This is a genomic window from Fibrobacter sp. UWB7 (genome assembly GCF_900142945.1).
Classification (GTDB): domain Bacteria; phylum Fibrobacterota; class Fibrobacteria; order Fibrobacterales; family Fibrobacteraceae; genus Fibrobacter.
This window is the reverse complement of record NZ_FRCO01000002.1, coordinates 545,820-571,018: the sequence shown is the minus strand read 5'-3', so window position 1 is coordinate 571,018 and position 25,199 is coordinate 545,820. Positions and strand designations below refer to the sequence as shown.

25 protein-coding genes are annotated in these 25,199 nt (G+C 46.7%); 19 read left to right on the top strand and 6 right to left on the bottom strand.

Annotated elements, in window-relative coordinates; translation table 11 throughout:
- Positions 1–66: 66 nt before the first annotated feature.
- From BUC30_RS07865 to BUC30_RS07835, 7 genes are read left to right on the top strand one after another with little or no spacing between them, the layout of a single operon-like run.
- Complete coding sequence (locus BUC30_RS07865) at positions 67–915, top strand: hypothetical protein (protein WP_073424324.1); 849 nt, start codon at positions 67–69, stop codon at positions 913–915.
- Complete coding sequence (locus BUC30_RS07860) at positions 912–1,628, top strand: right-handed parallel beta-helix repeat-containing protein (protein ID WP_073424323.1); 717 nt, start codon at positions 912–914, stop codon at positions 1,626–1,628. The genes BUC30_RS07865 and BUC30_RS07860 overlap by 4 nt, the downstream gene beginning before the upstream one ends.
- 9 nt (positions 1,629–1,637) lie before the next feature.
- Positions 1,638–2,555, top strand: coding sequence for a hypothetical protein (locus BUC30_RS07855; RefSeq protein WP_073424322.1), 918 nt, complete (start codon positions 1,638–1,640; stop codon positions 2,553–2,555).
- A gap of 7 nt (positions 2,556–2,562) precedes the next feature.
- Complete coding sequence (locus tag BUC30_RS07850) at positions 2,563–4,461, top strand: fimbrial protein (protein ID WP_073424321.1); 1,899 nt, start codon at positions 2,563–2,565, stop codon at positions 4,459–4,461.
- Positions 4,462–4,463: 2 nt separating this feature from the next.
- Entirely contained in the window at positions 4,464–5,114 is a 651-nt protein-coding gene (locus BUC30_RS07845; RefSeq protein ID WP_014545120.1) for an OmpA/MotB family protein, read from the top strand.
- Positions 5,114–5,779 carry a hypothetical protein gene (locus tag BUC30_RS07840; protein WP_073424320.1) on the top strand — a complete coding sequence of 222 codons (666 nt, stop codon included), beginning with the start codon at positions 5,114–5,116 and terminating at the stop codon, positions 5,777–5,779. Before BUC30_RS07845 ends, BUC30_RS07840 begins: the two co-directional genes overlap by 1 nt.
- 41 nt (positions 5,780–5,820) lie before the next feature.
- A complete protein-coding gene (locus tag BUC30_RS07835) occupies positions 5,821–7,119 on the top strand; it encodes an FISUMP domain-containing protein (RefSeq protein WP_073424319.1) in 1,299 nt (432 codons plus the stop codon).
- Between the two features lie 187 nt (positions 7,120–7,306).
- Here the strand turns inward: BUC30_RS07835 and argH are convergent, their stop codons facing one another.
- The 6 genes from argH to BUC30_RS07805 form a co-directional block, all read right to left on the bottom strand.
- Positions 7,307–8,710, bottom strand: a complete 1,404-nt coding sequence (gene argH, locus BUC30_RS07830; protein ID WP_073424318.1) for an argininosuccinate lyase — start codon at positions 8,708–8,710, stop codon at positions 7,307–7,309.
- Between the two features lie 76 nt (positions 8,711–8,786).
- On the bottom strand, positions 8,787–9,236 hold the full coding sequence (locus BUC30_RS07825) for a hypothetical protein (protein ID WP_073424317.1): 450 nt from the start codon (positions 9,234–9,236) through the stop codon (positions 8,787–8,789).
- Positions 9,237–9,307: 71 nt separating this feature from the next.
- Positions 9,308–10,330, bottom strand: a complete 1,023-nt coding sequence (locus BUC30_RS07820; RefSeq protein WP_073424316.1) for a hypothetical protein — start codon at positions 10,328–10,330, stop codon at positions 9,308–9,310.
- A gap of 202 nt (positions 10,331–10,532) precedes the next feature.
- Positions 10,533–11,309 carry a lysophospholipid acyltransferase family protein gene (locus BUC30_RS07815; RefSeq protein ID WP_244536549.1) on the bottom strand — a complete coding sequence of 259 codons (777 nt, stop codon included), beginning with the start codon at positions 11,307–11,309 and terminating at the stop codon, positions 10,533–10,535.
- Positions 11,310–11,314: 5 nt separating this feature from the next.
- Entirely contained in the window at positions 11,315–12,007 is a 693-nt protein-coding gene (locus BUC30_RS07810; protein ID WP_073424315.1) for a beta-ketoacyl synthase chain length factor, read from the bottom strand.
- Positions 12,008–12,009: 2 nt separating this feature from the next.
- Positions 12,010–13,107, bottom strand: a complete 1,098-nt coding sequence (locus BUC30_RS07805) for a methyltransferase (RefSeq protein WP_073424314.1) — start codon at positions 13,105–13,107, stop codon at positions 12,010–12,012.
- Positions 13,108–13,209: 102 nt separating this feature from the next.
- On the opposite strand from BUC30_RS07805, the gene BUC30_RS07800 reads away from it, so the two are divergent.
- The 12 genes from BUC30_RS07800 (at position 13,210) to BUC30_RS07745 (ending at position 25,196) form a co-directional block, all read left to right on the top strand.
- Positions 13,210–13,485 (top strand): phosphopantetheine-binding protein, encoded by a 276-nt coding sequence (locus BUC30_RS07800; protein WP_073424313.1) that lies wholly within the window; start codon positions 13,210–13,212, stop codon positions 13,483–13,485.
- 3 nt (positions 13,486–13,488) lie between these two features.
- Positions 13,489–13,743: an acyl carrier protein gene (locus BUC30_RS07795; protein ID WP_073424312.1), complete on the top strand. Its 255-nt coding sequence runs from the start codon at positions 13,489–13,491 to the stop codon at positions 13,741–13,743.
- A gap of 581 nt (positions 13,744–14,324) precedes the next feature.
- On the top strand, positions 14,325–16,091 hold the full coding sequence (locus BUC30_RS07790) for an ApeI family dehydratase (protein ID WP_244536547.1): 1,767 nt from the start codon (positions 14,325–14,327) through the stop codon (positions 16,089–16,091).
- Positions 16,084–16,851 (top strand): glycosyltransferase family 2 protein, encoded by a 768-nt coding sequence (locus tag BUC30_RS07785; RefSeq protein WP_073424310.1) that lies wholly within the window; start codon positions 16,084–16,086, stop codon positions 16,849–16,851. Before BUC30_RS07790 ends, BUC30_RS07785 begins: the two co-directional genes overlap by 8 nt.
- 1 nt (position 16,852) lies before the next feature.
- Positions 16,853–17,848 carry an LpxL/LpxP family acyltransferase gene (locus tag BUC30_RS07780; protein WP_073424309.1) on the top strand — a complete coding sequence of 332 codons (996 nt, stop codon included), beginning with the start codon at positions 16,853–16,855 and terminating at the stop codon, positions 17,846–17,848.
- Positions 17,849–17,863: 15 nt separating this feature from the next.
- Positions 17,864–19,390 (top strand): HAL/PAL/TAL family ammonia-lyase, encoded by a 1,527-nt coding sequence (locus BUC30_RS07775; protein WP_073424308.1) that lies wholly within the window; start codon positions 17,864–17,866, stop codon positions 19,388–19,390.
- Positions 19,391–19,404: 14 nt separating this feature from the next.
- Positions 19,405–19,833, top strand: a complete 429-nt coding sequence (locus tag BUC30_RS07770) for an acyl-CoA thioesterase (RefSeq protein ID WP_073424307.1) — start codon at positions 19,405–19,407, stop codon at positions 19,831–19,833.
- On the top strand, positions 19,826–20,482 hold the full coding sequence (locus tag BUC30_RS07765; protein ID WP_073424306.1) for a LolA family protein: 657 nt from the start codon (positions 19,826–19,828) through the stop codon (positions 20,480–20,482). Before BUC30_RS07770 ends, BUC30_RS07765 begins: the two co-directional genes overlap by 8 nt.
- Before the next feature lie 15 nt (positions 20,483–20,497).
- The gene (locus BUC30_RS07760; RefSeq protein WP_073424305.1) at positions 20,498–22,831 is read left to right on the top strand and encodes an MMPL family transporter; all 2,334 of its coding nucleotides are present in this window, start codon (positions 20,498–20,500) and stop codon (positions 22,829–22,831) included.
- Between the two features lie 37 nt (positions 22,832–22,868).
- Positions 22,869–23,492 carry a DUF3261 domain-containing protein gene (locus BUC30_RS07755; protein ID WP_073424304.1) on the top strand — a complete coding sequence of 208 codons (624 nt, stop codon included), beginning with the start codon at positions 22,869–22,871 and terminating at the stop codon, positions 23,490–23,492.
- The gene (locus BUC30_RS07750) at positions 23,489–24,724 is read left to right on the top strand and encodes a beta-ketoacyl synthase N-terminal-like domain-containing protein (RefSeq protein WP_073424303.1); all 1,236 of its coding nucleotides are present in this window, start codon (positions 23,489–23,491) and stop codon (positions 24,722–24,724) included. Before BUC30_RS07755 ends, BUC30_RS07750 begins: the two co-directional genes overlap by 4 nt.
- 1 nt (position 24,725) lies before the next feature.
- Positions 24,726–25,196 (top strand): hotdog family protein, encoded by a 471-nt coding sequence (locus BUC30_RS07745; RefSeq protein ID WP_073424302.1) that lies wholly within the window; start codon positions 24,726–24,728, stop codon positions 25,194–25,196.
- Positions 25,197–25,199: the final 3 nt, after the last annotated feature.

Here is a 25,199-nt window from a genome sequence, read left to right as displayed (position 1 = left end):
CCGTTTATACCGCTTTTTCTCTCGTCTCTAGTCTCTAGCCTCTCGTCTAATATCTATATTCAAAGCATGAATTTTACCAAGTTTAGCGCATTCTCCGCGCTCTCAACACTCTCTATTGCGTTAATGACCCTTTGTTCCTGCGAACGGAACGAAATCCATCTTTCTTTTAACACGAAGACCGTTTCTCCGCAGACGTTCGTTCTTGAATCGACTCTGAATGCGAGCATCCCAGGCGATTCCATCAACGAACCCGAATCCATGCGGACCCACGTGAATGTCCGCAGCACGATGAGCCTTCTCATGTCGTATGACGATGGCTCGGGCCGCTTTGAAATGAAAATCGATTCCGTCGATTACACAAGCGACAAGCGCTCCGTTGATGAATTCCGCAACATTGAAAAGTATTTATCCATTCAGAATTTCCAGTTCAAGCTTGATCACGATGGCATCATCACTGACCCGACTATTGAAAATGCGGTCGAAATGCCTTCCGAAGATGATCTGAATCTCATTCCGCTTTTCCTCAAGGCTCAGCCGCTTCTCCCCGAAAAGCCGGTCAAGCTTGGTGAATCTTGGGAACGCCAGATGCCGATTTTCGGCAAGGGCAATAGCTCCACGACCGTTTATAAGACATTCACGCTGCAAGACGTTTTCCTCCAGGATGGCGTGCGCATGGCTAAAATCCACATGGGCGTGAAATACCTCGAACTCCCGGACACGACTTCGAATTTACAGCTGAAGAGCAGCGACTATGTCGTGGGCGATGGCATGGTTCTCTTTGATGTCACTCATGGAATCATCTCGTCTGCCGAAATGAATCTCGTGGCAGTTATTGATGTTCGCGACCTTGTCGCAGGCGATACGCTTCCGAGCATGAATGTCAATCAAAAAATCACCTTGAGGAACGTCCAATGAAAAATTTAATCTGTTCCTCTCTTGTGGCCGTGGTGACAATTGCTAGTGTGGCTTTCGCTTCGGGTATGCCGTTTCCGGTGGCTGAAAACAACAAGGTCTTTTTGCAAGAAAAGGATAGCCCTTACGTGCTTGAACAAAGCGTGGTTGTCGGCGCTACGGATACGCTAGTCATTGAACCGGGCGTGACCGTTTTGATGGGCGAATTTGCAAAGCTCATGATCCAGGGCTCGGTAAAAATTGCGGGTACAAACGATAAACCCGTCGTCTTTAGCGGTGCCGATTCTGTGGCAAACTGGAATGGTTTCCACATCATGTCTAGCGCACAACCGTTTGAAATAAAGAACTTGACCGTCGAGAATGCGTTCCGCAATACGATTTTCCGTTCTAGCGGTACTCTCGAAAACGTCAATTTCTTCAATAACTATTATGGCCTTTGGGTTGATGAAAGCCCCAATGTGACGCTTGCCCGTTGCACGTTTGCTCATAACCGTTATGCCTTGTCTGTGAGGGCTGGTCGTGTTGTTTCGAATGGTACAAGCATCTCCGAAAACGTCTATGGACTTTATCTCGAAACCGAAGGCAAGCTCGATGGCGATACGGACTTGATTCGCAACAACCAGGAATCCGATATCCGCAGCGAAGCCGCTGATTTGAAGACGAGTAAAAAGCGCGTCCGCCGCAACGTGTGGCACAACATCGAAGCGCGTTTCTAAGAGGTAGTCGTGGAAGAAGCTTTCCGTAGAGCCATACGTAAGATGACAGGGGCAAGCGTACGCTTGGCCGTGCGTCCGAATCGCTCGGCTATTGTCGCGACGCTTTCTCAGTCCATGATGGTCACGTGGTCAATTGCTCTCTTTGAACATCTTGACGCCATGCTCAACAATCCGGAAGCAAACGTCGGCAGTTCTGAGCTGATCTCGTACAGCGAGTCAGCCTGGAAACTTTGCGAATCGGGCTTCCCGCAAATCTTCAAGGATTGCGAAAAACTTTATAGCGAATTCCGCGCCAAGTGGATCCAGCGTTTTTCGACTGATGAAGTCTTGCGACTCTTGCTTGAAGGCGGTGATTTCTTGGTCCATGACGAAGAAAAGGGTTGGGCTCTTACGGTCAAGAACAACAAGCAGGACATCAACAACTTTTATTCGGCGACGATCCACTTGCTCGTGAGCGATGCCGAACCGTTGTTTGTGCGTATGCATGGTCGCGTGATGCAGTTGCAAGAAAAACTTTGCAAGTACTGGCTTTCTGAAAGTGCGGTAGACCCGGTGTCAAAGCTCTTGCCATGCCTCGAAGCTTCGCTTCGTGAAAAAGAAAACGCCATGGTGGTTTCGCTCCGTACGTCCTTGAACTCGCTTGCGAAAAAACGTTTTGCGGCGGCGTTCGCCTCTAAAGGTCCTATCCGTTACTATTCGTCCGCAATGTCTTGCGCTCGCAATGTGGGGCGCTACTGGAACCCGCATTACGCATACGAAAACTGCTTCCTTGCGTTTACGGATGATTTTTGTGATTATGCCCAGGGGCTTACGACTCAGGTTATCGAATGGTACCAGAGCAAATGGTCCCTTTTCCTTCGCGGGTTCTCTCGCGGTCAGTTGAACTTGTTTGAAACAGTCGCTCCTTATCAAGCGCAGAATGTGTAGGTAAAAAATGAAAAATGCATTCAATACGATTCTTATTTTGACGGTGGTGGGTTTTGTAGCCCTTATCGCAGGCGCTCTCTACTTTGGCGCCCCGGCATTTGGCTGGATCATCATGATTGCTATCATGGCTGTTTACTTGGTGGAGCAATTTTCTGCCATCCGCAAGATGAAGCAGATTATCGCCGAAGACGAAGTTATCGATTCTTGCGAAAAAGGGAACGCTTATCCGGAACCGGGAACGGGCGTTGTCGCGAAGAGAATTGAACTTGCAAAGCGTCTGTTGCAAAAGAACATCCGCCTCGATTCCCCGATTGCGTTTGACGTGCTTTCGTCGGGTTCTTCGATTCCGCTCAACCGTAGCGTGGGTTCGACGGTCATTCTTCTCGGCCTTATGGGTACGTTCTTCGGCCTTATGCAGTCTGTGGCAACCGCTGGTGGTGCGATTGACAATTCTACGACGCAGGGTACGCTTGATACGATTCAGGTGCTTTTTCAGAACATGAAGGGCATTTTCGGTACTAGCCTTTGTGGTTTGTTTGCCGCTTTGATTTTGAGTGCAAGCCGTACGGTGCTCAGCTCCAAGCGCGATGAATTCATGGCGCACCTCGATACATTCACGCTCGATATGCAAGAAGATGAAAGCGCAGAAGGTGTGATTGAAGAAGATAAGAACGAACTTGAACGCCTCTTTGAATCTGTTGAAAAGAATTTGTCCGTGATTGCATCTTCCGTGAAGGAAGGTTTGGCTGGTGTTGTTTCGATGGTGGGCGAGGAACTCTCTGCCATGACTTCGAAGCTAAACCAGGATGTTGTGGAATCTGTCCAGAAGGTTTCTACTGAAATGACCTCTTCTATTAAGACGGTCAACGATTCTCTCGCTGGTGCTGTGGCGAATATGAACGAATCAACGCAGAAGTTTGGCGAGCTTGTTGGCGCTTCTGTGACGAACGCTTTCAGCCCGATCAACGAAAATATCGGTGCGCTCTCCAAGTCCGTTGAGGCAATCCCGTCGAAGCTTGACGATAAACTCAATGGTATTTCTGTCGCCTTGAATGCTAGTCTTGATGGTCTTTCTTCTGGCGTTAAGTCTTCGCTTGATGGAGTTTCTGGCAATGTGGAAACCGCACTTTCTAAGGTCGCCTCTGAAGTTAAAGCAGGCCTTGATGGCGTTGCTTTCGATGTTAAGGCTGGCCTTCAGGATGTGGCGAAGGGCACGATGGATGTGGCATACCTTACTAAGGATGCAATGGACGAAGCTTCTAAGAGCATTGGTGATTCCGTCGCCGAACAGGTCAAGCAGTCTAGCGAACAGTGGGCCGACTTTATGCAGCGCCTCGAAGACAAGACGACTGCCAACGTGGATTCCCAGCGCGAAGGTCTCGAAACGCTCAAGAACGTGGCTCTCCAGGTTGCCGAAAAGGCTCAGGCGGGTTCTGCAGAACTTTCGCAGAACGTTTCCGAAAAGCTCGGTGCTCTTTCCTCCGACATTCTCGGTGCATTCCAGAAGCTTTCCGAAACGTCGAGCGTGCTTCTCGAAGCTCAAAAGGCTCTTACCGAAAGCATCGACAATCGCGTGGTCAAGGAAAAAGAAGCTACGGATGCTCTTGGCGGAAACATCGTGGAAACCGCAGAACTTATGCGCGTGAACCAGTCCGAACTCAGCGCCAATCTCGAAATGCTGCGTAGCGGCCTCGAAACGATTCTCGAAAAGCTCTCCGGCGATACCGCAGAACACGAAGAAGAAGACAACTTTGTTGAACACCTCAACCAGTCTCTCGAAGCCTTCCATGAACGCGCGAGCGAAGTGCTCATGGAAAATGCGGTCAAGACTCAGGAAATCTTGCTCGAAGTTCTCGAACAGACACAGCGTTCTGCAATTCCCGCTCAACCTAAAGCTGAAGGTTAATCATGCGTCGCAATAGAGACGAAAATAGCAATCCATGGATGGCGTACACGGACTTGGGCGTGGCCCTCGTTTCGCTCTTTATCCTTGCGTTTGTGGCGATGGCGACCCTCAAGGAACAAAAAGCGGAAGACCTCACGCGTACCGAAGAAGAAGTGCTCAGCTGCCAGGAACAGATGCGTAAGATAGCGGCAGAACGCAATGCGCTTTTGTCTAAGAGCTTGCAGACTTCCATCGAAGCAGGCCTTATCGCGCTCGAAGATGGCAAAATCCAGATTCAAGCGAGTTTCCTTTTCCCGATTAACGGCGCAAACCTCACCAAAGAAGGTGAGGGCGTGATTCGCGGTATCAGCAAGGGGCTTTTGGAAGCTCTTGATTCTACAGATGTGATCATGGTGAGTGGCTTTACAGACGACATTCCGTTTAGCGGTTCGACATCCTATACGAACTGGAACCTTTCTACGGAACGTGCCGTGAACGTGGTCAAGATGCTAGTGAAAATGGGTTTCCCGCCCGACAGGCTCTTTGCCGCTGGCTTTGGCGAACACCGCCCGAAATACCCGAACGATAGCGAAGAACATCGCCGTTTGAACCGTCGCGTGGAAATCGGTGTAACCCCGCTCCAGTCCAACAAAACAGCTGAGGTAACGCCCTAATGGAAGAGCTTACCGAAAAACTGTCCGAAATCAAGGCTAGCATTGATGCCATTCGCAAGACTGGCAAGCTTTCGCATTGGCGGATGGTTTATGCGGATACGCTTTACACGCGCGCCCAGGAATATGTGGCGGTGGACCGTTATCCCGAGGCAAAACTAGTCGCGCAGAAGTTGGACCGCTGGATTCAAGCCCACAAGCCCGCTCTCGAGACGAACAAGGGCGATGCGCGCCCGCCGATGATTTTCTGGAATGCCGATTTGCTCAACACAATTGTGGGGCGTATCCGTTCGACACTTTCGACAAAGAAAATGCTTGTGCCGGCAACCGAACGCGATTCCATCAATCGTCGTTTGAACATTGTCGATGGCTGGATTCAGAAAGGCGAATATCTCGTTGCGCATGACGAACTCTTGGCGCTCCGCAGTGCCTTGATCGCACGACTTCGTCGTAGTTACCGCGCCCGCATTGTCGCATCGTCTGCGTACAGTGGCGGATACGTTCAGCCGGCGGGTTCGACCGTGGGTCTTTACAACTCCCTCCACACACTCGAAGAAACATTCCACATTGTTGGCGAACACGACCCTATTTGGATCGAAGACTTCCTCGAAATTTACAACGATTTGTTCAGAATTGTAGACAGATTAGTTCCGCAAGACAAAAAATAATATACATTTATCTGTGTAAACAACGTTAAAAGGGGTTCTTTATGAAGCTGAAGAATTATTTTCTGTTAGCCGCTTCTGTTGCTATTGGTGGTCTTGTTGGTTGCTCTCCTGCTGATGAACATGTTTTAAAGAGTGTTGAACGTCCTGCTGAAATTAAGGATGGCAAGCTTATAGATAGTCGTGATGGCAATGAATATAGTGTTACTTTGATTGATGGCCTCTATTGGATGGCGGAGAACCTTCGTTATGCTGATTCCACGAGCATGAAAAATCTCAAGGGCAACTCCTGGTGCCATGAAGACGATAAAAAATGTACCAAGTATGGTCGCCTTTATTCCTGGACTGCGGCGATGGATTTGGATAAAAAATTCCTTTCAACGTATGGCGCACGTACTAGTGGTAGTAATATACAAGGTGTTTGCCCTGCGGGGTGGCATTTGCCGAGTCCGTCTGAATGGCAGAATTTGATGCAGTATGTGGATTTGAACAACAATGGGGAAGGATCCGGCACGAGCTTGAAGTCCATAAAAACATGGGATGAATCTGACAAGGTGCCTGCTCCGACGAATCGCTTTGGCTTTAACGCTTTGGCTTCTGGACGCCGCAACAATGATGGCGAAACGTTCCTCAGCACAGGTCAAATTGCGTTCTTCTGGGCTGCAAAAGAAAAGGATGCGGGAACGGCTTATGGCTTACAGCTTCGCAACGATGTTGAATTATTACAGGAAGGCAATTTTTATAAAGACCATGGCTTGTCCGTTCGTTGTGTTGTAAGTAGTTATAATGCGCGTGTCACGGGGGCGCTCGATTCTTCGTTCATTGACGAAATCCCACATAACTATGGTACTTTGAAAATCGATGGTCAGTCTTATAGAACGATTGAAATTAAGGGTGTTACTTGGATGGCTGACAACATGAACCTTGATGTCAAGGGCAGCCACTGCTACAATGACGATAATAAAAATTGCGAAAAGTATGGTCGCCTTTATACTTATGAAGCTGCCAAGAGTGTTTGCCCTGATGGATGGACGCTGCCGTCTTCATCTGTCTTTACGAGCTTGGCGGGAACGGCTTTGTCGAATGTCCATTTGCGTTCTACAACAGGCTGGAGCGATAAGGCTTCTAAAGGTCTCAATTCCTGGGGCTTTGATGCCAAGGCGGCTGGCGGTCGCGAAAGCAGTGGTTACTTTGACTTGAAGACAAGCGCTTACTTCTGGCTTTCGAATGCTACTGAAGAAAATAACGCTTTAGCGGCATGGATCAATTACTATAGCATACCTAGTGCAGTCCTCCGCAGTACTTCAGATGAATTCTCCGTCCGCTGCATCAAGGCTGAATAACGTTTTGATGGAATAATGGTTATTGCAAAAATGCCGTGCACTTGAATGCACGGCATTTTCACATTTGTAATGTCACCCCGGATTTGTACAAGTACAAATCCCTTCGGCTCAGCTATGAAAATGCAAGTATTTTCGCAGCGTTCGCCTTGGTTGCTTTTATTCCGGGGTCGCCATTTTTCGGAGGCAATTACTTCTTGAGCTTCTTGAGGAGTGCTGCAGCCTTCGTGAACTGCTGTTTTACGGACTTCGGACCCGTACCGCCTTCAATGTTACGCTTGCTTACGCTGTATTCGAACGTAAGCGTTTTCTTCATCTTGGCGACGTCCGGGACGCCTGCGGCGGCCCAAGCCTCGTCAGAAAGTTCCGTGAACTGCTTGCCCTGGCGTGCTGCATCGCCGACGAGGCTTCCCACGACGTGGTGGGCGTCGCGGAACGGAACGCCTGCTTCCACGAGCAAGTCGGCGAGGTCTGTTGCGAGGAGCGCCGGGAGCATCTTGGCGTGCATTGTCTCGAAGTTGAAACGAGCCGTTTCCAAAGCTTCCTTCATCACGCGGAGAATCACCTTCACGTTGTGGACGCTGTCAAAGACCGGTTCCTTGTCTTCTTGCAAGTCGCGGCTATAGCTGAGCGGAGCGCCCTTCACGAGCGTGTAAAGTGCGGTAAAGTTTCCGAGCATGCGGCCAGACTTTCCGCGAATCAGTTCCATGGAGTCCGGATTCTTCTTCTGCGGCATCATCGAAGAACCGCTGGAGAATGCGTCGTGCAACGTGAGGAATCCAAATTCGCAAGTACTCCAGTTCACAAAGTCTTCGGCGTAACGGCTCATCGTGTTTGCGATGATGGCGAGGTCCGCCTCGAATTCGAGCATCATGTCGCGATGGCTTACGGCGTCAATGCTGTTCGGGCTCACGTCCTTAAAGCCAAGGGCTTCGGCGACGAGTGCGCGGTGGTACGGAAATGCTGAACCTGCCATGGCGCCACTGCCGAGCGGGAGCTGGCTGTGCAATTCCAAGAAGTTGTCGAGACGCTTCACGTCACGGCTCACGGCAAAGAACATGCTCATGAGGTAATGGCTAAAGTAAATCGGCTGTGCCTGCTGCAAGTGCGTGTAACCCGGCATCATCTTGCCAAAGTACTTCTTGGCAAGGTCCAAAACCGTTTCCATAAGTTCAATTTCGAGCTGGCGGATTTCAGCAGCGCGGTGACGCATGTAAAGCTTAAAGTCCGTGCAGACCTGGTCATTGCGGCTGCGGCCCGTGTGGATTTTTTTGCCAAGGGCACCGATGCGTTCGGTGAGCACGCGTTCTACGGCCATGTGGATGTCTTCGTCGCTATCGCACCAAAGGTTCTTGCCGGCGTGATAATCATCGAGAATGCTCTTGAGGCCATCGCAAATCTTCTTATAATCAGCCTTCGAAAGAACGCCCGATTCCACGAGACCCTTGCCATGTCCGATGCTTCCTTCGATATCTTCTTCGATGAGTTCAGCATCAAACTGCAAGCTGAAACTTAAATCGACCATGCTCTGAGCCATGCCACTAGCAAAGCGGCCTGTCCACATGTTAGTCTGGGTATCTTTCTTCTTAGCCATTGTAAACCTCAAATAAAAAAGCCGTGAAATCGGCTATGATTTCTCGGCTAAAGATAAAAATTTTTAGAGTATTTTGTTAGTCCCAAACGCTCTTTTTGACCGGAGCTTGGACGGCAGGAGCTTGATTATTGCCTTGAACATTGGGATTCATTCCGTTGGCGTTGATGCTCATGCAAGTGTACAAGTTGTAGGTCTGTACACCGTTAATAAAGCATTTGGTCTTGATTTCTTCATCGCGGCTGAACTTTGTGCGAGCGACCTGTATTCCGTTGACGTAGAAATCGAAGTTTCCGTTCTTCATGCCTCTAGTGCACTTGCCAATCACATCGACTTTCTGACCGAATCTGTCCACATAATGCCATTCCGCGTGGTTCATGTGGTAACCATCACAATTGCAAGGCTTGTACTTGTCAGCTTCTTCCTGGTATCTGTCATACGAGCCTGCACAAGAACTTAAGAGAAGCGTGGTTGCACAAGCGATCGCGACACAGCACAGTTTTTTGAAAATATTTTCCGTTTTAATCATACAAAACCTCAAATAAAAAGCCGTGAAATAATGTTGTTTTCACGGCTAAAGATACAAAATATTATTTGCTGTTAGATACCAAAACCGAGACCCAAGCTGAACTTAAATCCGTTGATGTAGTAGTTCTTGGTTATGACTTGAGTATTCATGCCGTAATCTCCGACCTTTTGATCTCTATATTCGACAAACGGAGATTCAAAGAAGTCCGCAAAGTATTTGACCTGTGCAATGAACATCACGCGGCTTGCACGGTTGAGGATCACACCGCCGCCAATTTCGCCGGTAAGGCCACTAGAGACCACTTCGTCGTCTTCGTCATAATAGCGATAGGTGTCGAGTTCGACGCTGCGTCTGCTATATGCAAGGCCGCCACCGATAAACGGAGTGATGTTCTTGGTGCCAAACGGGTAGTAGGCAGAGAGTGTCAAACCAGAAAGGGTCGGTCTATGCGTTTTCTTGGAATCGATATTGTGGATAGACCAGTCGAAGCCGAACAAGCAGTTTCTAGCATCGTAGAGAACGAATAAACCAAAGCCACCTTCGAATTTTGCTTCGGGATTGACCGGAACCATGCTTGTAATCTGGCCTCCGATATAAGAGGACATGCTCTTCTTTTTGCGGGTCTTCGTTTCCTGTTCGGTCACGGAGTAAATATCGTCGTCATCGGTTGCCTTCTTGTCTGTACCTATGTTACGGGCGACGCGCTGGATAATCGGGTCAAAATCGTCCGGATTCTTAGCCTTAAGGCGGTCGCTCCAGACGGCGGTTTCGTTGTTGACGTCATAAAGCTTGAACGAGGTGATGACGTTTTCGCCGAGGCGGGTGAATTCTGCAATGATGAACTTGGAGCAGTTCTTTTCGATTGCTTTTTTGTTTGCGGCAACGCGGTCGCCTGCCTTGACGGAGTCTTGTTCGGTGTAGTTGAGCAAGATGAAGTTCTTGTTATCTTCGATATAGGTGTTGAGGAGTTTTTCGGCAGGCAATGCGAAATTCTCGTTTAACCCAATCATGTTGAACGGAGCCATATAGACTCGTTCGGTAGCGTAAATTGATGCTGCAAGAGCAAGAGATGCCGCTAAGATTTTTTTGATCATATTGCTAGTCCTCGTTTATGCTCGTTAAACTTTACATAAAACTGCTTAAATGAGCAGTGCTATGTAAAGCTCATGAGCGGTTGTTCTTACATATAATCTAGCAAAAGTAAGGAAAAAATAAAAGAACTTTTTTGCCTAAAATGTAAAATAAACGATGAACTGAGAATATATGGGGCTGATTTGCAAAAATAAGTGATAATATTCACTTGTTTGGAAGCTCTGCCTCGAGAATATCCTTCATTTTTTTCGTGAGAACGATAGCACTTTTGGTCATAGGGACGTCCTCAAATTCCTTTACCGAAATCGGATCTAGGACCTTAAGGTTGTACTGGTAGCGTTCTGTGGGGTGGTACTGCAATATTTTATCGTGTTTGCGAATGCCAATTTTTTCATTCCCGCCAAAGAAAACAGGAACTATATCGTTTTTTGAGTAAAGTGCAAATCTGGCAGCACCTTTCTTAAATTCCCAAGGCTCATTGGGTTTTGAACGGGTACCTTCCGGGAAAATGATGAGGTTGTTGCCCTCTTCCATCGATTTTTTGGCAAGTTCTAGCTGGTCGTCGAAGGGAATGTTGTTCGGAATATAGAGGTTTCTGATGATCAGTGAAACGAATTTGTTCTTGACGAGGTCGCCTTTGACAATGCAATCGGCGTTGGGAACGAGCGAAAACAAGATGACGACATCGAGAATGGAGGGATGATTGGCGATGACGACTTTGGAACGGAGGTTGGCGAGGGCTTCCTTGTTTTCGACGCTTACGCGGATGCAGCCGATAAAGCTGATGATTTTGATGTAAATGATGAAAAATAAATGATTTAGCTTGCGTGCTATGGTCTTGAAACGCTTTTCTGAAAAGCCTGCAAAAACGTGCATAATCGGAAAACCGAATACTGCAACTAAAAGGCTAAACGAGCCAAAAAGTGCAAAACTGAACAGTTTGGCGATAACATGCCAGACGTAGCGGATCTTTTGAATCATCGGGGCTAATTCCTTTGCATATCGATAGCGCAGAGGAATGCTATCGCCTGTTCTGCGGCGGTGTCGAAATTGTTCTGCAACATCTTGAGCTGTGCAAGCTGGTTTGTAACATCGATATTCTTAAGAGCTGGGTCAGCCTTAGATTCGTCTGTGGTCAGTCTGAGGGCGAGGGCACAAACGGCGTTTGGGTAGGGTACTCCTGCAACGGGAGCGTAAGTTTCGGGGATAAGCTCGTCTGCAAAGATGAACGTGCGGGTGTCGCTAGGCTCGTTTTCGAGGGCGGCTAAGCAGTCTGTCAGTCCGGTGGTAAAAGCGTCTTTTCCGGAAAAAACGGCGGAGTAGCCTGCGGTGTTTGTTTCGAGAATGGAGGCGTTTGCGACAGCGGCGTTAAATACGGAAAGGCTGAAATGGGCGGGCGAGACCGTTCCCGTGTCGATGAGTGTTTGGGAAATTTTCAACTGCTGGCTGATTTCGCCAAATTGCGATGCAAATGTGACTTTGCTGGGGGTGAGCTTGTTTCCGTCTTTATCTTGAGAAACCTGGTCACTGACGAGAACGACCATACGAGAAATGTAGCTCAGGCGACGTCTTGTGAGCATCGGGACAAATGAAACATCGGGTTTTGGTTTTGCCTCTGTCGGTACAAAACTTGCAATCTTTTCGATATAGATTTTTGGATGAATGGTGTTGTCTGACATGGTTATGCTTGCTTTATGCGGAAACGGAGGAGGGAATGTGTGCTTGGACCAAGGTTGTGGTGAGCCTCTTTGAGTTCGAAGCCCGCGCTTTCTATGGCGTTTTTAAGTTCTGCATAGCGGTACATTTTGCTGTTGCCATTGGCGATACAGGTAAAGTAGAGTGATGTTGCCTGTAATGAATAGGCGGCGGCTTCAAAGCGTTGCTTATCCCAAAGAGTTTCCAATACGTAGATATCTGTTTCTGGCGTGATTGCCTTGCGTATTTTCGTCAAAATCAGTTTAATCTGGTCCAGTGAAAAACAATCCAGGAACTGGCTCATCCAGACGACGTCTGCACCTTGAGGGAATTCGGTGGCGTTGTCGAGGACGTTACAAGGGATGGCGTCGATACGGTCGGCAAAGCCTGCTTCTTTAGCGTTCTTTTCGGCGACTGCGGTCTGACCAGGGAGGTCGATGATGGAAACCTTGACATCCTTGTTGTACTTGCAACAGGAGATTGCCCATTTGGCGGTATTTCCGCCGATATCAAACAGGTGTTGGATCAGCTTTTCGAATACAATGGGGAGGGCGTCGGGAAAGGATTGGTCCGAATAGAAATGGTCAAAGCCGAACCAGCTCTTTTTTTGCAGATCTGTGAGTTTCGATAACCCTTCGTATACGGTTTTCCACGGTCCGAGATGCGGGAGTCCTGCGGGCTTGTCTTCACGGATGGATTCTTCCAGGTTTTCTGCACCGCGGTAGCAGATATTTTGCGAAAAATCCATATTTACTTGAGTCATTTCATCAAACAAGAGAAAAAAGCCGATTTTCCCGAGCGTAAAACGTTCCTTGTTCTCTTCGGAATCCTTGTTGATTTTGACAACTCCCATGCCAAGTCCCATCTCGACAAGAACCTTGACACCGTATTCCGAAACGCCTGTTTTTTGCGAAAGCTCCGAAATCGTTATGCCTTTTTTGCGGGCGTTGCTGATTTCGCCAAGAATTCCCATGTTCTTAAGTGCGCGGATTGCCTGAAAACTTAGTGGGGAAAAAGCAATCTTTTGCGCTTCGAATTTGGCGTTCACTGCATCAATGGAGTCGTCTTTGTAAAATTCAAACATTTTAACAATTACAAAATAGAAGTTTTCTATGTTGTAAATTAATATAAAATTAATTTTCTATATTGGGGTACGTGAAATAAAGATTAATTAAGGATAAAACTCATGTCCGATTTGAACAACCGCATTAAGGATGTCATCATTGAATCCTTGGAATTGGAAGATATCACACCTGATGATATCGTAGATTCTGCTCCGATTTTTGGCAAGAACGAAAAGGGTGAAGGTCTTGGCCTGGATTCCATCGACGCCCTTGAACTGGGTATTGCCATCAAGGAAAAGTTTGGTGTCACTTTTTCAACGGTAAAAGAAGAAACGAAGAAGCATTTTGCTTCTGTAGATGCTCTTGCTGCTTATATTTCTGAACATTCTAAGGGTTGATTTATGGAAAAACAGGAAATTTTTGAAAAAATCAAGGCTGCTCTTATCGAAGATTTCGATATTGACGAATCAAAGCTCGTGCCGGAAGCCAAGCTTTACGAAGACTTGGAACTGGATAGCATTGATGCCGTTGACTTGATTGTCAAGTTGAAGTCCTTTTTGCCGAGAAATATTGATCCGGAAGTGTTTAAGGCCGTTCGCACGTTGCAGGATGTGGTGGACGCTATCTACAACTTGATCCACTCGGAAAGCAAGTAATGAAATCGATCGCGGGAAAGGTTCTCTTTACCGCAATTTCTGTTCTGTACCCGTTAATCGTTTATTGCGGGTTAGAATTTTGGGGGCTCTCGCCAAGGCGATTGAGCCTCTTGCTTTTATCGCTTGCGTTTTTTCATTTTCTGAACTTTACGCGCAATTCGTCAAAGTTGGACCGCTTACGCATGGCTGTGCTTATTGCACTTGTGCTTGTGTGCGCGGTTATTGCATTTTTTGCAGATAACATTTTATTTGTCAAGTTTTACCCAGTACTTGTCAACTTGAGTTTGCTTGCGTTTTTTGGATTTACGCTTTGGCGGACTCCGAGTTTTGCGTTTCGCATGGCGATGCTTGGGAATAAAAATCTGAAAAATTCTCCGTCGTTAAAATCGGTGGAACGTTATTGCAATAAGGTGACTTTGGCGTGGTGTGTTTTTTTTGTTGTGAATGCATCCATTTCAACAACCACCGTTTTTATTGGGTCTGATAAAGTTTGGTCGTTATATAACGGATTAATTTCCTACATTTTAGTTGGAATTTTTTTTACAGTGGAATTTGGGATTCGAAAAATGGTGCAGAGCAAAATGCAGTCATACGTTCCTGTATGTGATTTGGAACAGGATTCTCGCCCGGATGGAGCGCTTGTCGCTGATGGCAAAATCTGGGGCGATTTCGTGAGCGATGTTTCCAAGGTGCGTTATTACCTTGAAGCTCGTGAAAATACACCATGGATTTTGCATTGCGAAGATTCGTATTTCTTTACGGTATCGCTTTTGGCGATGCTCCAAAGCGGTCGCAAGGCGCTTGTGACCGCGAATCGCCAAGATGCGTTTATCAAGGAAATCAAGAAGCCTGAATACGGATTCTTGACGGATGAACCTTTTACGGGTGATATCGCAGGAATGCCTGCGACGATGATTCAGGATGTACTCGCGGGTGAAAATGCGCACTGCTCGGATGGTGACAATTCCCGCGAAATTAAGTTCGGCAAGTTTGATAAAACCAAGGCTGAAATGGTAATGTACACGTCGGGCACGACGGGAGAGCCGAAGGCCGTATTCAAATTGTTTATGCAATTTGAAAATGAACTTTTTGAACTCGTGAAAGTCTTTGGAAACGACTGGGTCGATCGCAAAGTCTTTAGTACTGTAAACCACCATCATATTTACGGTTTGTTGTTTACGGCGCTTTTGCCTATTGCGACGGGACTCCCGTTCCGTAGGCATCGTATCGATTTCCCAACTGAACTTGCAAACATTGCGGGGGAGGCTGCAGTTGTGGCTTCGAGCCCTGCGTTCTTGAAGCGCTTGGCTGCCGAAGCGGACAAGCCGATTGATTTTAAGTGCCCGCCGATTATTTACTCTTCGGGTGGCCCGCTCCCTGTGGAGGTGGCTCAAAAAGCAAGTGAACTCGTTGGCTATTGGCCGATGGAAATTTATGGCAGCACCGAAACTGGTGGCATTGCTTATCGCCAGTCCAAGAATGGCGCTGTTTGGAAACCGTTTGAAGTTTGCAAAATGAGTGTTGCCGAAAACGGATGCTTGAACATCAAGTCGAGCTACATTTTGGAAGCTGATGGTTTCACGACGGGGGACTTGGTGGACCTCTATGACGACGGTCGTTTCTTGCTCAAGGGACGTTCGGATTCGATTGTGAAAATTGAAGAAAAACGAATCTCGCTCCCTGAAGTGGAAAATCGCTTGAAGCAGACTGGCTTGGTGCAAGATGTGCGTGTGGTACCGATGGTGGGCAAACGCCAGTACTTGGCTGCCGCGATTGTGCTGAACGAGGTTGGGCGTGAAAAGTTTGCGGGCTTACCGAAACTTGCCATCAATAATTATTTCCATGATTATTTGCTCCAGTTTATAGAGAATACCGTTTCTCCAAAGAAGTGGCGCTATCTTGAAGAATTGCCGCAGAATACCGAAGGCAAAATCCGCATGCGCGATATCCAGGCTTTGTTTAATTTGCCTGAAAGTCCGAACTTTAAGATTTTGAAGTTCCGTCGTGAACCGGGGGCTTTGACAGCAAAGCTTTTGTTCCCGGCGACGAGCGATTACTACGATGGACATTTCCCAGAGTTTAAGTTGCTCCCGGCAGTCGCTCAAGTGGATATGGTGCTTCGCCTTGCCCGAAATTTCTTGGATGTGCCTAAAAAGCTTTCTAAAATTCATCGTACCAAGTTCGCAAGCCCCATTTTGCCTGATGTTCCTGTGATGCTCAAGGTTTCTTATAATGCTGATGCCGCTAAGGTGACGTTTAGCTTTACAAGTATGCCTGATGCACAAGGCAACGAAAAGATGCATTCAAGCGGTTCGTTCACGATGAATCCGGAGGAATCCCTTGGCTAAAGCTGATGCAAAAAACGTCGATGTTCGACTTTGTGCGATTGTACCTGTGTACAGGCACGAAAAGGCGTCCCGTGCTGTTGTCGAAAAGCTTGTCTCTTACAATCTGCCCGTGATTCTTGTTGATGATGGCAATGCTCCGGAAGGTCATGAAATTCTGGTGCAAATCACCAAGGAATTTCCGAATGTGGAACTTGTAACACACAAAGTCAATCGCGGTAAAGGCGGTGCGGTGCGCTCTGGAATGGAAGCTGCTGTCGCTGCTGGCTATACGCATGCTCTTCAGGTCGATGCCGATGGTCAGCACGATATGGAGGCTATTCCGTTTTTCATGAAGGCGGCGAAAAAGCACCCTGCTGATATGATTTGTGGATTCCCGCAGTACGATGATTCTGTTCCAAAATCTCGTGAAAACGGCCGTAAGGTCACGAATTTCTGGGTGGCTGTCGAAACGCTTTCGAAGGACATTCCCGATGCCATGTGCGGTTTTCGCGTGTACCCGCTGGCAACATCTTGGAAAGTGGTTCGCCGTTTCCGTAACAACCGCATGGGCTTTGATATTGAAATTTTAGTGCGACTCTCTTGGGCTGGCTTAAAGATGCGTTTTTACCCGATCAAGGTAAGCTATCCGGAAGACGGAGTTTCGAACTTTAGAATGTTCCATGACAATGTCGCCATTTCGCTCACGCATTCGATGCTCTTCTTTGGCATGTTGATTCGACTGCCTTTGATTCTGGCTCGCCGTCTGTTTAAAAAGAAATAACATGGACGCGAATACCCCAAATTTGAATACAAATGATGTCTTGAAGGCGCATTGGGCGGACATCAAGGAAGTGGGCGGTCGCATGTGGCATTTCCGCTTTATGCTTTGGATGGTATGTCATCTGCCGCTGTTCATGGTCGAAATCATTACGGCTGTGGTTTGCTTCTTCTTTTGGCTGGGAGCGAAGCCTGTTCGTGTTCGTTCTAAAGTTTATCTGGAACATGTGTTCAAGGCGAACGGGAAACGCGTTGATTTATTGGGGACGTATAAGCATATCTATTCGTTTGCCCTTTCGATGATGGAAAAGTTGCTTGGCTGGAAGGGGGCTATCAAGCTGAACCAAATTGAAACGCAAAATGATGATTTGCATTCGTTGATGGACGGGTTCGAAAATGGGCAAGGTGCTTTTGCCATTTGTTCACATTTAGGGAATATGGAAATGCTTCGTTCGCTGACGGGGTATGGCGAATACATGACGAAGCGAAAGTTTGAAGTTTTCCCGGTACTTGACTTTTCGGTAACTTCAAAATTTAATAGCCTCTTGCGTGAATTGAATCCGGAATTGATGGACCATGTTGTGGATGCAAACCGCATTGATGTAAATACTGCGGTGTGGATGAAAGAACAAATTCACAATGGCAACTTCGTTGTAATCGCTGGGGATCGCACGTCTGCTAATTCAAGAAATCGCGTGATTGAAACAACGTTTTTAGGGGATACTGCAAATTTCCCGGAAGGCGCGTTTTCATTGGCGGGCATCCTTGATGCTCCTGTTTATTTCATTTTTGCGATTCGCAAACACGATTTTAATATCCGCTCAGCATACGAAATGCATGTGGTGCGGGCTAAAACGTCTTTGGACTGCTCACGTAAAGAGCGTCCGGAGCGCTTGAAAAAGCTTTTGCAGGAATACACTGAGTTGTTGGAAAGGCTGTGCAAAGAACATCCTTATCAGTGGTACAATTTCTACAACTTTTGGGAAAGATTAGAAAAATAGGTGGAGAACAATCTCATGAAAACAGTCGTTATCGGAAGTAAAAAATTAACTATTGAAGATGTGGTCGCTATTGCGAAAAAGCAGGTGGCTGTTGAACTCGATAGCTCTATTGAATTTCAGAAAAAGATTGATTCGGGTGCTGAATTCCTGGATGAAGCACTTGCTGAACACGGTGGCATTTATGGCGTGACGACGGGTTATGGCGATTCCTGCACGCAGGTGTTGCCGCCGGAGCATTATTATCAGCTTCCTATCAACTTGACGCGTTTTCATGGTTGCGGTCTCGGCGATTATTTTGATGCAGAAACGACTCGCGCTATTATGGCGGTTCGCCTGAATACGCTTGCGCAGGGCTTTTCGGGCGTGAGCTACGCTCTTTTGAAAATCATCATGCAGTTCTTGCAGAATGATATCTTGCCGCTGATTCCGCAGGAAGGTTCTGTGGGTGCTAGCGGCGACTTGACTCCGCTTTCGTATTTGGCAGGTGCCGTGATTGGCGAGCGCGATGTGATGTACAAGGGCGAACGCCGTTCTTCTCTGGACGTGATGAAGGAATTGGGAATTACTCCGCACAAGTTCCGTCCGAAAGAAGCTATTGCCATTATGAACGGTACGGCGGCGATGAATGCGGTTGCCTGCATGGCTTATTCCCGTGCCGAATACCTTTCGGATTTGGCTTGCCGCATTACGGCGATGATTACGGTTGCCATGAAGGGCAATGCCTATCACTATTATGAACGCTTGTTCGAAGCGAAGCCGCATCCGGGGCTTGGACTTGCCGCAAAGAAGATGCGTGAAGCCTTGAATCTCGAAGTCGTGCAGAACGTTGTTCCTGAAAAAATTCAGGATCCGTATTCACTGCGTTGCGCTCCGCATGTGATTGGACTTTTCTATGATTCCAGTGCTTTCTTGCGCCAGCTGATTGAAATTGAACTCAACAGTGCCAATGACAATCCGATTGTCGACCCGTTCACGAAAAACATTTTCCACGGTGGGCATTTCTACGGCGGACACATCTGCCTAGCGATGGATACGCTCAAGAATATGGTTGCAAACATTGCAGACCTTTTGGACCGTCAGCTCGCCATGATTGTCGATATCAAGTTTAACCGCAACTTGCCGCCGAATCTTGCAGGTAGCAAGGGCGATTACGATATCAACCACGGCTTCAAGGCTGTTCAGATTGGCGTTTCTGCTTGGACCGCCGAAGCTTTGCATTTGACGATGCCGATGAGCGTGTTTAGCCGTTCAACGGAATGCCACAACCAGGACAAGGTCAGCATGGGTACGATTGCAGCCCGCGACTGCATCCGCGTATTGGAACTTTCAGAACAGGTGGCTGCGGCAACGCTTTTAGCTTCTGCTCAGGCACTTCGCATCCGCTTGGAACGCAAGGAAATTTCGGAAGAACGCATCAAGAATCTGAAGGATACTTATGATCAGGTGTTCTCCAAGTTTGCACCGCTAGAATGCGACCGTCAGCTTGAAAAGGATTTGCGTAATACATTGGAACTCATCCGCAATAAATTTTACGCGGTATAAAGGACCTAATTCGTATGGCTGTAAAGAAAATCAAGGAAACGGTTGAATTCCAGATTGAATTTTACGATGTCGATTCCATGCAGGTCGCATGGCATGGCAATTACGTGAAGTTCATGGAAGTTGCCCGATGTGCGTTGTTGCGTAAAATCGGTTACGATTACAACGAAATGACGCGTAGCGGTTACGTTTGGCCCGTTGTGGATATGCATATCAAGTATATCCGCCCCATGATTTTTATGCAAAAAATTCGTGCTGTCGTGACTCTCGAAGAATACGAAGTCTGCATGAAGCTCTCTTATAAATTTATGGATGCTGAATCGGGAACTGTGCTTACAAAGGCCGAAAGTACCCAAATGGCGGTCGATATGCAGACTAAAGAATCCCTTTGGGCATGCCCGGCGTGCTTTGTTGAAAAAGTTCGAGCTATTCTTGAAAATGGCTAGAAGCATTTTTTGTAGATTAAATGGGATGATACTATTACTTGTCCTTGCTTTGTCCATGTCTTTATCCATGGCTGCCGTTTTTGACCATCCTGTGAACGCAACGTCGAAACAGGAGTTGTCGAGTGTACTCCTCCAAATGACTCGCCATGATGTCGTGACAGGAGATTTCAAGCAGACGAAGTCTATAAAGAAGCTGAATCGTGATTTCGTTTCGACGGGGACGTTCCGCATTTCAAAAACTTCAGGCATTGTCTGGAAGACTCAAAAGCCGTTTCCATCGGAGTTGACTATTTCGGATGCGGGTATTTCTGAACGAAACGTGAACGGTCAGGTTCGTATCATTTCTTCGAATGATAATCCTGTTTTTGCTCAGTTTTCAAAAACTATTCAGGCTGTTTTTTCTGGAAATCTCTCAGAATTAGAAACGAACTTTAATATATTTTGTGAAAAGACGTCAAATGGATATACGGTAGGGCTTGTTCCGCGAGAAAAAGCGGTGCAAAAAGTCATTGCTAACATTGTGATGGATGTATCCGAAAATTTGGAAAAAGTCGTTATTACGGATGGTGAGGGGTCCCCTGTGGTATACGAGTTTTCAAATCAAAAAACATCAAATGAAAATTCGGCAGAACAGCCGGGGGCTCCGTAGTACAGGATTCTTATTATGAAAGTTTGGGCTCTTGTTCATATTGTTTTGATTGTTCTCGGCATCTCAGTTCCGTGGAAACTTGATTCTAATCTGTATTCCATCTTGCCGGATTTCAATGAAATTCAAAATGTGAGCGAGGCTGAGAATGCCCTCAGTAACCGCACCATGCGAAATATTACGGTTCTCGTCGGGCATGAAAATTTTGAGGTTGCACGCAAAGTCGCTGTTTCGCTAGATAGTCTTTTTAAGGATGATCCCTCCTTAACGGAAACTCGACTTTTTGTTGATGAAAATACATTGGGCGAGACTCGCAATTTCTTGTTTGACCATCGTTATACAATTCAGGGCGATGATGTCCGAGACGCTCTTTCATCGGGAAATATTGAAGCGTTGAAGCTTAGCGCCCTCCAGAAAATATACGGCTCGTTTTCTATGGTCAATTTGAACCGCCTCGAAGAAGATCCGTTTTTGCTTGGAGAATCTTCTTTTGAAAATTACATGAAGAATTCGCCGATGACCTCTACGCATTTTAGTTTGCGTGATGGCGTGCTTGCCGCTCAAGATTCTGGGGCTACATACGTGATGTGGAATGCGGTGCTTTCTGAAAGTGTTTCTTCGATGGCGTCAGACGATCATGTGATTGGGCGCGTGAATCGCGTGCTGGATTCTTTAGAAAAGGCAAATTCTGGATTGCGTGTTGCGGCGTCGGGAGCTCCGTTCCATAGCTACGAAAGCTCGAAAGAAGCAAAATCTGAAATTGCATTGATTTCGGGTGTTTCCATCTTTTTGATTTTGCTGTTGCTTCTTTATGTTTACCGCTCGGCTTTGCCTATTGCCGCAACGATATCGACGATTTTACTTGCCGTTTTTACGGCGCTCGTGTTTACGTGGTTTGTTTTCGGGAAAGTCCATGTATTTACGTTTGTTTTTGGTACAAGTGTAATCGGTGTCAGCATTGATTACTCGGTGCATTTTTTCACGAACTGGAAGTCTGGCGTTCGCAATATTCGTACCAAGATTTTTAAGGGGCTTTTGCTTGGATTCTTGACAACAGAATTTAGCTATATCGCACTTACCTTTGCCAATTTTCCGCTATTGCGACAAATGGCGGTATTTTCGATTGTGGGATTGTTGAGCTCGTTCTTGACCATTACGCTTTTGTTCCACGATGTGTTTGAAAGACCGCGAAATGTCAGGGTGAAAAACAATAGCTTGTCTGTAAAGAATCTTCCAGTATCTATTCCTAAAAAATTCAATAAGTGCTATTCTAAATTACCTACGTGGGTTGTTGTCCTGTTTTTTGTCTTTTTCGTTATTGCGTTGTTGCCGGGGCTTTGCTCTCTCAAAATCCATACAGATTTGGGCAGTCTTTATTCGATGAGCGACAAGCTAAAAGCGGGGGAAACTTTAAATCGTAAATTGAATAATATCGGAATATCGCCCAACTATTTTATTGTAGAAGGCGATAGCGAAGAAGAAGTCTTGCAACGTGAAGAGGTTCTGGCATCGCGTCTTTTGCAGGCTGAAAAGAAAAAACAGCTGAAATCGTATTTAGCGGTGTCCAGCTTTGTTCCGTCGCTTGAAACTCAAAAAAAGACTTTTGACGATGCCCAGCGTTTGCTTGCAAGTCGGGATTTCTTAACGGAAATTGGTGTGCAGAAAGATTCCCTGTTCGTAGAAGGTTTAAAGGGGGACGCAAAGTACGTCGAGCTTAAAAGCTTGTTCTCTGAAAATTCAAAAATGCTCCCGCACTCATTTCGTTCACTGCTAGAAATGTTGTGGATTGGTGCGGTCGGCGATTCTCAGAGCAAAAAGTATTATAGCGCCGTATTCCCGCTCCATGTCACGGAAAATTTTGATGCTCGACAAATGGCTAAGAATTTGCCTCATGTCTATGCGGTGAATAAAATGCAAAATATCAATGCGTCGCTCACGAAAATTTCACGAATCTCTTTGACGCTTGTTGGTTTGGCGTATATTGTGATGTTTATTATTCTTGTAGTTGTGTATAAGTTTACTGATGCTTTGAGGATTTTGCGATCTCCAATTTTGGCAAGTTTCTTTGTGGCGTCTGCGTTTGGCTATCTGAATATGGAATTTAATTTCTTTGCCATTGTCGGTGTGATTTTGACACTCGGTATAGGTATAGATTATGCTTTGTTCTTTAGGGAAGGCGGTCGTCAAAAATCGGTGACCACTCTAGCGATTATGCTTTCGGCAGCGACGACGATGATTTCTTTTGGAAGTCTTGTCTGTAGTGCATTTATCCCTGTAAAAACTTTTGGGCTTGCCGTTTTGCTTGGAATTTTATGTTGTTTTCTACTTTCTCCATTAAGTGCAAAACGTTAAATTTTTCTAACTTTGTGCTTAGAATATGAAACTTGGTATGAGAATTTTTGCTTGGGTAAGCGTTGCGTTAGGTGTGTTCTGCCTTACGTCTTGCCAGCACACTCTTATCAAGCCCAATTCGATGCCTGTCTATTATTCTGATTCTGGCTTTGTCAATTTGCTGCCGACCACAGCGATGTCAGGAACTATTGATGAGGCACAACATCTCGAAGGGACTTTCCGAAAAATGAAGTCTCCGGGCAACTCTCTTGCGGATACGTCTACAACGACTTTTAGTGGCGATGTCTGGGTGCGTGCAAATGACACTATCCTTTCGGTCGTTTTCTTTAGCGGTTTTGGCACGACAATTGCAGAGTTGACTTATGCAAAAGATTCTGTTTCGTTTGTAAGTTCGGTCATCGATGTCGAAAAAATGAAAGCGGAATATGTGATTGCCGATTTGCAGACTTGCTTTTATCCATTTGAGGCGCTAAAGAATAACTTTGAAAAGTCTGGTTTTGCATTTACCGAAAAGCGCTTGTCGGATGAGTCTCAAGATTTCGAACGTGAATTGTCTGAGAACGGGAAGACTATTTTGCGTGTTACCCGTAAGGCAAGTGAAATTGACTTGGTGAACGAATTGCGCCAATACAAGTACCACATCAATCTTGGTAGCGAATGAATAATCGACCTTTGTACATAAATGATTTTAGCCTCCACTGCATTTTAGGTGGCGATAAAGTACAAGTCTTTGATAAACTGACGAAAGGCATTCGTGGAAATTTTACCACTTATGATGTGGCGGGTGTGATGCGCCCTGCGGCGACTATTGACCCTGCATCGTTACCTCCTGTAAGCGAGAAAAAGTACGACAATCGCGTTAATCGCCTTTCACAGGCGGCGTTGTCTGGAATGGATAAGACCATTCGCAAAGCGGTTGATCTGTTTGGAGCAAATCGCGTTGGTATTTTCATCGGCTCTTGCGACAATGGCTCCGAAGCTTCTGTGGCCGCTCTCAGATGTTTTAAGGAAACAGGCGCATTCCCCGAGGGGTATTTGCTCGATTACCAGCGTGCTGATTTCCCTCTGCGCTTTATTGCTGATCGTTATGGCATTACTGGAATGACTTCGGTTCATTCTACAGCATGTGCTTCTAGCGCGAGTGCTTTTGTTTCCGCTCGTAATAACCTTTATGCAGGGAATTGCGATGTGGCAATTGTGGGTGGCGTGGATATCGCATCTCTGTCGGTGATTCTTGGCTTTGCCTCTCTCGAAGCGATGAGTGACCGCCCGACAAATCCGTTTAGTGCGAATCGTTCCGGGCTTACGCTTGGCGATGCGGCTGTATTTTTTGTGGTCACACGTGAGCCGTGTGATGAGCTTTGTACGCACGATTGCAGAAATCTCAAGGTGGTTGGCTTTGGCGAAAGCGCTGATGCAGACCACATTACGGCTCCTCGTGCCGATGGGGAAGGGGCGTATCAGGCGATGAAGGCTGCCCTAGAAAATGCGGGGCTTAGCGCATCTGAAATCGGTTACGTGAATTTGCATGGAACCGGTACGGAACTGAACGACGCAATGGAATCTCGTGCCGTAAACCGTCTCTTCGGAGAAGCGAATCATGCTGATGTTCCTGTAAGCTCGACAAAAGCTTTGACGGGACACACGTTAGGCGCTGCGGGTGCTTTGGAATTGGCTTTCTGTTGCCTTGCGTTAAAAAGTGCTGGCGAAAATACCGAATGCGTCAGTCGACTTCCGGCGCATCTTTTCGATGGTGTAGTCGATGCAAATCTCCCGCCTGTACATTTGGTAAAACCCGCTGAAACCGCAAAGAATCTCAAATATTGCATGAGTAATTCCTTTGCATTCGGTGGCTGCAATGTGTCTTTGATTGTTGAAAACAGTTTGATTTAATATGAATGAAGAATTTAAAACAAAAGAGGCTACAAGCGAACTCGTTCCGCATAAAGGCAAAATGCTTTTGCTGGATCGCGTTCAAAATTACAGCCTTGAAGATGTAAATATCACGACGGAAATCGATATTTCGCGTAATAGTCTTTTCTACGAAGACGATTTGGGCGGAATCCCAGCTTGGGTCGCATTTGAATACATGGCCCAGAGCATTTCTGCTTTGTCTGGAATTTATGGCCGCACCAAAGGCGATAAGCCAAAGGTGGGATTCATCATGAGTGTGAGCGGTTTCAAAGCCGATATTCCGGTTTTTAAGGATGGCGAAACCGTTGTTGTCACTGTTCATGAAACCGTTCGAATGGATAAAGCGGTCACGTTTGATGGTGTTGCAAAAGTGGGTGATAAAATCGCAGTAACAGCAACTCTGAACACGGTTGAAGTCGATGATCCAAAGGCTACTTTGGGCATGAATTGAATT

Excerpts from the sequence above, each read along its gene's own strand:
- BUC30_RS07770 (WP_073424307.1), top strand. The coding sequence starts at position 19,405 with ATGGCTGTAAAGAAAATCAAGGAAACGGTTGAATTCCAGATTGAATTT.
- BUC30_RS07835 (WP_073424319.1), top strand. The coding sequence starts at position 5,821 with ATGAAGCTGAAGAATTATTTTCTGTTAGCCGCTTCTGTTGCTATTGGT.
- BUC30_RS07765 (WP_073424306.1), top strand. The coding sequence starts at position 19,826 with ATGGCTAGAAGCATTTTTTGTAGATTAAATGGGATGATACTATTACTT.
- BUC30_RS07795 (WP_073424312.1), top strand. The coding sequence starts at position 13,489 with ATGGAAAAACAGGAAATTTTTGAAAAAATCAAGGCTGCTCTTATCGAA.
- BUC30_RS07790 (WP_244536547.1), top strand. The coding sequence starts at position 14,325 with ATGCAGTCATACGTTCCTGTATGTGATTTGGAACAGGATTCTCGCCCG.
- BUC30_RS07760 (WP_073424305.1), top strand. The coding sequence starts at position 20,498 with ATGAAAGTTTGGGCTCTTGTTCATATTGTTTTGATTGTTCTCGGCATC.
- BUC30_RS07850 (WP_073424321.1), top strand. The coding sequence starts at position 2,563 with ATGAAAAATGCATTCAATACGATTCTTATTTTGACGGTGGTGGGTTTT.
- BUC30_RS07805 (WP_073424314.1), bottom strand. The coding sequence starts at position 13,107 with ATGTTTGAATTTTACAAAGACGACTCCATTGATGCAGTGAACGCCAAA.
- BUC30_RS07820 (WP_073424316.1), bottom strand. The coding sequence starts at position 10,330 with ATGATCAAAAAAATCTTAGCGGCATCTCTTGCTCTTGCAGCATCAATT.
- BUC30_RS07745 (WP_073424302.1), top strand. The coding sequence starts at position 24,726 with ATGAATGAAGAATTTAAAACAAAAGAGGCTACAAGCGAACTCGTTCCG.
- BUC30_RS07860 (WP_073424323.1), top strand. The coding sequence starts at position 912 with ATGAAAAATTTAATCTGTTCCTCTCTTGTGGCCGTGGTGACAATTGCT.
- argH (WP_073424318.1), bottom strand. The coding sequence starts at position 8,710 with ATGGCTAAGAAGAAAGATACCCAGACTAACATGTGGACAGGCCGCTTT.
- BUC30_RS07750 (WP_073424303.1), top strand. The coding sequence starts at position 23,489 with ATGAATAATCGACCTTTGTACATAAATGATTTTAGCCTCCACTGCATT.
- BUC30_RS07775 (WP_073424308.1), top strand. The coding sequence starts at position 17,864 with ATGAAAACAGTCGTTATCGGAAGTAAAAAATTAACTATTGAAGATGTG.
- BUC30_RS07755 (WP_073424304.1), top strand. The coding sequence starts at position 22,869 with ATGAGAATTTTTGCTTGGGTAAGCGTTGCGTTAGGTGTGTTCTGCCTT.
- BUC30_RS07845 (WP_014545120.1), top strand. The coding sequence starts at position 4,464 with ATGCGTCGCAATAGAGACGAAAATAGCAATCCATGGATGGCGTACACG.
- BUC30_RS07815 (WP_244536549.1), bottom strand. The coding sequence starts at position 11,309 with ATGATTCAAAAGATCCGCTACGTCTGGCATGTTATCGCCAAACTGTTC.
- BUC30_RS07810 (WP_073424315.1), bottom strand. The coding sequence starts at position 12,007 with ATGTCAGACAACACCATTCATCCAAAAATCTATATCGAAAAGATTGCA.
- BUC30_RS07840 (WP_073424320.1), top strand. The coding sequence starts at position 5,114 with ATGGAAGAGCTTACCGAAAAACTGTCCGAAATCAAGGCTAGCATTGAT.
- BUC30_RS07825 (WP_073424317.1), bottom strand. The coding sequence starts at position 9,236 with ATGATTAAAACGGAAAATATTTTCAAAAAACTGTGCTGTGTCGCGATC.
- BUC30_RS07865 (WP_073424324.1), top strand. The coding sequence starts at position 67 with ATGAATTTTACCAAGTTTAGCGCATTCTCCGCGCTCTCAACACTCTCT.
- BUC30_RS07800 (WP_073424313.1), top strand. The coding sequence starts at position 13,210 with ATGTCCGATTTGAACAACCGCATTAAGGATGTCATCATTGAATCCTTG.
- BUC30_RS07780 (WP_073424309.1), top strand. The coding sequence starts at position 16,853 with ATGGACGCGAATACCCCAAATTTGAATACAAATGATGTCTTGAAGGCG.